General features: G+C 31.1%; 7 protein-coding genes. All 7 read right to left on the reverse strand.

All coding sequences use genetic code 11. The features are described from left to right. Positions 1–252 precede the first annotated feature (252 nt). Entirely contained in the window at positions 253–486 is a 234-nt protein-coding gene (locus BSF41_RS23360; protein WP_095931884.1) for a hypothetical protein, read from the reverse strand. Positions 487–856: 370 nt separating this feature from the next. Beyond that, the gene (locus BSF41_RS23365) at positions 857–1324 is read right to left on the reverse strand and encodes a hypothetical protein (protein ID WP_141248185.1); all 468 of its coding nucleotides are present in this window, start codon (positions 1322–1324) and stop codon (positions 857–859) included. 81 nt (positions 1325–1405) lie between these two features. Beyond that, positions 1406–1813: a hypothetical protein gene (locus BSF41_RS23370; protein ID WP_095931886.1), complete on the reverse strand. Its 408-nt coding sequence runs from the start codon at positions 1811–1813 to the stop codon at positions 1406–1408. 14 nt (positions 1814–1827) lie between these two features. Next, complete coding sequence (locus BSF41_RS23375) at positions 1828–2961, reverse strand: DUF2931 family protein (protein ID WP_095931887.1); 1134 nt, start codon at positions 2959–2961, stop codon at positions 1828–1830. 176 nt (positions 2962–3137) lie between these two features. After that, positions 3138–3611 carry a hypothetical protein gene (locus tag BSF41_RS23380; RefSeq protein WP_095931888.1) on the reverse strand — a complete coding sequence of 158 codons (474 nt, stop codon included), beginning with the start codon at positions 3609–3611 and terminating at the stop codon, positions 3138–3140. A gap of 213 nt (positions 3612–3824) precedes the next feature. Further along, a complete protein-coding gene (locus BSF41_RS23385; protein ID WP_095931889.1) occupies positions 3825–4328 on the reverse strand; it encodes a hypothetical protein in 504 nt (167 codons plus the stop codon). 482 nt (positions 4329–4810) lie between these two features. Beyond that, complete coding sequence (locus BSF41_RS23390; RefSeq protein WP_095931890.1) at positions 4811–5989, reverse strand: DUF2931 family protein; 1179 nt, start codon at positions 5987–5989, stop codon at positions 4811–4813. Between the last annotated feature and the right edge of the window lie 33 nt (positions 5990–6022).

Here is a 6022-nt window from a genome sequence, read left to right on the forward strand (position 1 = left end):
CTTTAAAATGAACGATAAAAAATTTGTTGAATATAATCTAAATTATTAAAACAAATATTAGTCTTTTTAAATTAATTCTTTTACGGAAAACCATAATTGCCAAAATAATGTTTGCAACAAGTTTAATAATAAACCAATCAACAGCAACAAGTATTTACACGGTATTTTCCCTAAATAAATCAAAAAAACAAAACCCTCAATCTTTTTTCAAAGACCAAGGGTTTTAATTTTTTTTTCAAAAAGAACAAACCTTTACTCCAAATCCAGATAAGGATCTAAAATTTCGGCTAGTTCATTGAGCCAATAGAAGCTGTCTCCAAGTTTGGCAGCGTTCAACTGAATGTTTTCTTGATCGTTTAGAACGCCCAATGCGAGGGTTAGATTTACCTGTCTTATGGCTCTCGCCATATCGAGTGGGTCAATTCTGTCGTTGAAGAAATTCATTAGACCGATTTCGGCTTCTTTTGAAAGGGTTTTGGTACTCATAACTCTGTAATTTAGGAAATATAAAACCCATGTAGCTAAGGTGTCCTACGCTTACAGAAGCGTTACGGTTGTTTCCAATGCCGCCACCATACCACATGGGCAAGAAGTTTTTTAAGTATCATAATTCTGTAATTTAGGAATCGCAAATATATTAAAAAAGAAGTTGGTTTAATAGTATAAAAAGTAGTATAATTCTTAAATATTATTTTCCCGATAACGCAGATTTGCAATTCGTGCCCGCAACAGTAAGACACAACATAAATTATCAAGAAAGAAGCTATAAAGAATCATACAGCTTTTGTTTGGCATTTAAAATAGAGAAGCATACCGATCTTTGAGGGCATGGATTGCAAATCCGCGCTCTTCGGTTTTATTTATTTACTTTAATTTCAGGAAATTTGTAATCCGTTTTGAAGTATATGGATAATCTTTCTGTCCCATAATTACTTTTACTGACTTGTAAAAACTTATCATCTAAAAACTCTATATTCAAAGTATCTTTTTTTGATTCCATTTTATCATCTAATATTATTAGACTATCTTGATAGATTGAGTATATTCCTTTGTTGGTTAAAACACCATAAATCTTATATTCATACGTGTTATCTGCTTTGAAGGTATAATTGAAATTATTTATCCAACCTTCTGGTGGATTTCCGAATTTTTCTTCAAACTCATATAATTCTGATTTTGAAAAAGATTTATCGGTATAACGCACAAAATACCAAGAACCTATAATTTTATCTTTATCGATTTTATTAGAGGAGCAGCTCACAAATAATATTAATGGTGTAAAGAATAATAATTTTTTTATAACAATAAAACTAATGGATTTCATAAGTTCTTTTTTTAGTTAATATTTCCTTTATTCGTGATTGTGCGGATTAGAAATCCGCGCTATTGGGGTTCTATTTAAATTCTAAACAAAAAAGAGAGGTAATATATTATTACCCTCTTTTATTATCAGATTCACAAAATCTACAATGTAGCGTTGATGATCAAGATAAAATGTATTATTAGCAATTTCCTGAATGTCTTTCATTGGCAATATTGTAACTGTCAAGTTATTACTTAAGATGACTTGTTGTCTACAATTCTTAAATTGTACTGTTTCACTTTTGTCAATTGTAATTTTTAAATTTTTATTGTTTGACATTAAATTACCATAAGAATCTATATACATTACCATTATTTCATCTTCAAACTTCAAAGTTCGATTGAATATAAACTTTGCTTCTGTTTGATTATTTATAACTATATAATATTCATACTTTCTTTGATATGGAAATATAATATGAATGTCGTCTAATGTTTTTTCGGAATACATAATCTTTATTTAGTTTATTGATTCTTCAAAATTTCTTCTGCTCTTTTGTCTATCAGGAAAATTTTAGTTTTGCATTTTTTTAGTTCGATTTGTTTGTAGTCATTTTTTAAGATGATACTTATTTTTGTAAAACTATCATCAACATTTAGTAACATGGTAATTTCACTATCGGGGCTAATTTTCGATAAGTTTTGAAATGAGTCTAGTGCTTCCTGTTCGTCAAAGGCATCAATTCTGAGCCAGTGCTTTGTGCCATCTAGAGATTTAACAAATGCGCCAAACTTTTTAGGAACAGCTTTAAGGTTGGATTGCAAGATGTTTTTATTGTATGCGATTTGATCTGTGGTTGGCGGATTGCCAATTATTTCACTGTTATAAAATCGTACATAAAAATCATAAATTTCCAGCTTTTGATTAAAGGCAACTTTCCAGGGATAGAGCTTGCGATAATCATCCCATCTTTTAGAACTTATTTTGTCCAGCAGTACTTCTTCCCGTACTTCAGGACTAAAATGAATTTCCATTCTTTCTTTTACCACTATTGGTCTATCAGTTAGGTCTGCTATTTGTTTCCACATGCGATCGGCTTCTGGTCCTTCGAGAACTGCTTCAGCTTGATAACGCCCAATTTCAATTTTATTTTGCCCACTTGCCCAAACCACTACCATTCCTTTTGGTGCGAGACCGACAGTAATTGAACTAAAGGTTTCTTTATGAAGCTCTTTTTTATCATAACCTTCATAAATAAGTCTTTTTGCATCTATTCCATCAATAAGATACCCATCCTTAAAAAGATTATACAGTTTTTCCTGAGGCATTTTAAAATTGCCTTTGTAAAATTTATTTTCGGTATACGAATACCAGGCAATTTTTAAGCTATCAGGCATTGCTTTGTATGCTTCTCCCACAGCCCAGCTGTTTGCCGAACCTTCCCAGCCATCTTCCATTTCACTACCGTTGGGTATTGTAGCTTCATATCCATCACTTAAAATAAAGGAATGAGGGTATATAATCCGCATCGGATATCCGGATGGCGCTGTAGCGTCTCCATCCCATTCAAATTTTTCTGTTTTATAATTTTCCATTTTTTGACAAGAGGTAAGTTGTGTAGTTAAAAAAATACCAAGTAGTAGTATAGTTTTTTTCATGATCCGTTTTTTAGGCGTCAATAATTTGGCGTTTAGGTTTACCTTTTACTAGATTGGGTACCCTCTTGCTGGCGTGAGCGTCTCGCTCTTGCGAATGGTACTTAATTTAATTCGGTTGCATGAATTTTGTGCTTATGAGCGCGACGATCAAGCCAACAGTACAGCCTTCAGTTAAATTATGACTTGCATTTACAATTTTTAATAAGAATTGTATCTTTATCGAAGATAACTCCTATGTCATTTTCAATCACTTTTTTAATTTGTTCATTAGTCCATTTGTTTTTTTTTCTTACTCCATCAATATAAATATTTGGACGAAAGTATGCTGTTAAAACTGAAATTGTAATAATGCCATTTTTTATTTGAAATGATTTAATTTGTGGTGTTACTAAATGAAACTGGTTTCTGTCCTTTTCTTTTACAGAATAAAAGAGTATTTTTTGTGCTGTTTCTAAGTTTACTCTTTTTTGCAATACACTGTCTTTATCTTGGATATATAATTTAATTGCTGATTCAGGCACTAGCATTTTTGATAGTGGGAAATATTCTGCCTTTTTTAAACAATAATTTTCTTTTTTTTCTTTTAGATTACACGATATGAAAAGAAAAATTAATAAATATAAGAGGTGCTTAATTTGTAATTGTTTCATTTTTGGAGATTTGGAATTAAACTATTTTATAATTATCTTTTAAATAGGGGCGATATTCAGATGGGTGCACGTAATCCCGATAGCGCGGATTTGCAAATCCGTGCCCCAACAATAAGACACAACACAAATTATCAAGACAGAAGCTACAAAGAATCCTATAGCTTTTGTTTTGTATTTAAAATAGAGAACAAAACCGATCTTTGCGGGCACGGATTATAAATCCGCGCTATCGGGATTTTTATAAGACATATCTACATCAATTATGATTTTTTTATTTGGACAGCTTTTTACTCTAATTGTATCAAGTCCAAATACTAGCCCAACATCTCCATTTAATATTTTTTTAATTTCATCATTTTTCCATTTTTTATTTTTTCTGACAGAAGTTACCGAAAAAACAGCGGTTCTGACGAAAAACGAATATGAGTTTTCTCTGTTTTTATATACTTTGTCCATTGCATTAAAGTGAAAATGTTCTTGATCTTCTTTACTCATTGAATATAAAAAAACTTGTGTTAGTTTATTCTTTTCTATTCTTTTTGAAATAATAGAATCAGTTATTTTAAAAGTAAAGAATACTGCAGGAGGAGATGGCGAATATCTAGCTTCATGATAGCCTATTTCAGTGATACAAATTGTTGGCAATTCTAGCTTAACAGGTTTATCTGATTTAGAATTGCATGAAAATAAAAGTAAAAAAACTAACATTTTTTTCATAATACTATATTTTTGCTATTAGGTATTGAGTTGAATCCCGCATATTGCAGTGGATCTCCAAATGCTTTTTCATAATCTTCTTTATACATATTCTCAGATACAATACCTTCATGGTCTTTGCGGGCACGGATTACAAATCCGCGCTATCGGGATATATTAAAAATTATGTCCTGCCACTAAAAATAACTCCAATGAATAAAAATAACATTGCGAATAGCAATAATGATAATAAAATATATGTCATTACATAAAAGAAACCTTTTTTTTCTTTTATATAAAAACCTATTGCGAAATTTATTAAGGTTAATGGAACTAGAAGATACCATAGATGAAAATAGAAATCATTAGGATGAAGCTGTTCATGTATATCATAATACAAAGAATAGGATGAAACGATAACAATGATATCTAAAATTACACAAATGCTTGAAGAATTAATAAAATCCCAATACAACTCTTTTATAATACTGTTTCTCATAACTTTACTTTTCCTGCCAATAATCGAACTCTGGAAACATAATCGGTTCTCTGCCCTGCCATTTAGGGAATATGAAATCTTTGGGTAAAGAATACTTTGAAACTTCATATTTCCTTTTTCTTGTCTTTTCGACATTTAATTTAGCTGCTCTGAATTTCATTATTTCAATTTTTTCCTTAGAATTTTCAAGACATACCCTTCCAAATGTATGTGTTTTATTATCCGAAACCTTATCCATTCCTACAATAAGAAATATGTCGGTGCCATATCTTTTTTGAAACTCAATGAATTGATTCTCCAAGTCATTTGGCAATACAATTTGAGCTTCATACCATTCTTGATCATTTTGCGATATCCATTGAATATAAAACTGTATTGGAAGCTTTTTCCCTTTTGCAACTTTTAGCTTGACATTCTCATTCCATTTTATGTATGGAATCGGATCTTCATTTGAATATATTACACTTCCATCTTTTGTATAGCCCGAAATGGCTATACTATAATCTTTTTTATCTTCTTCTTCAGTTGTGAACCCAATATCATAATCATATTCTTTTTCTCCTTTCTCCCAAACAGAATAGGGAATGCCATGCAAATAGCGAAAAATATTCATCTCACTGTTTATATATGTTTCTGAATGACGGGCTTTATATTCAAAGTTATTATAATCAATGTCATTTTCTCTCCATATCTCTTTATTCATAGTTTTAAATTTGCATATTTCTGTACTGGCAGTTCCTGCCTGCATCCAAATAGTGACATTTCCTCCAGGAGCCATTCCTGCTACAATCAGACTGTATTCTTGTTGAACACGATAAGAATCTATTACCTTTTTCTGAAACAATTCAAGCATTTTTTCTCGTGGTAATCTAAAACTAGCTTTATAATAATATCTATCAGCCTCACATAGCCAATTTACAGTAATACTATCGGGAACAGGCTTATATTTTTCGCCACCAACATAACCTCCACTGGTAATGCCCCAGCCAGGATCGTTACCAATATTTGAAGATACACCTGCAATGCTTTTTCCTTGATAAAAATATTCGACAGTAGGAGAACAAGCAAAATATTTTGGTGCTGACCAAGCAGCATTCCAGTCAAATGTATCTTTAGGCTGACAGCTTGCAAGTAAACCGATAATTAAAAAACAGCATAAAAAAAATCTAACTTTTGGGTACATATATTTCTCGCTTATAAATTACTTTATCCTCTT

The organism is Flavobacterium sp. ACN2 (genome assembly GCF_002303885.1).
Lineage (GTDB): Bacteria > Bacteroidota > Bacteroidia > Flavobacteriales > Flavobacteriaceae > Flavobacterium.

Bases quoted from the DNA above. Each gene is read 5' to 3' on its own strand.
- BSF41_RS23375 (WP_095931887.1), bottom strand. From the start codon at position 2,961: ATGAAAAAAACTATACTACTACTTGGTATTTTTTTAACTACACAACTT.
- BSF41_RS23385 (WP_095931889.1), bottom strand. From the start codon at position 4,328: ATGAAAAAAATGTTAGTTTTTTTACTTTTATTTTCATGCAATTCTAAA.
- BSF41_RS23360 (WP_095931884.1), bottom strand. From the start codon at position 486: ATGAGTACCAAAACCCTTTCAAAAGAAGCCGAAATCGGTCTAATGAAT.
- BSF41_RS23370 (WP_095931886.1), bottom strand. From the start codon at position 1,813: ATGTATTCCGAAAAAACATTAGACGACATTCATATTATATTTCCATAT.
- BSF41_RS23365 (WP_141248185.1), bottom strand. From the start codon at position 1,324: ATGAAATCCATTAGTTTTATTGTTATAAAAAAATTATTATTCTTTACA.
- BSF41_RS23380 (WP_095931888.1), bottom strand. From the start codon at position 3,611: ATGAAACAATTACAAATTAAGCACCTCTTATATTTATTAATTTTTCTT.
- BSF41_RS23390 (WP_095931890.1), bottom strand. From the start codon at position 5,989: ATGTACCCAAAAGTTAGATTTTTTTTATGCTGTTTTTTAATTATCGGT.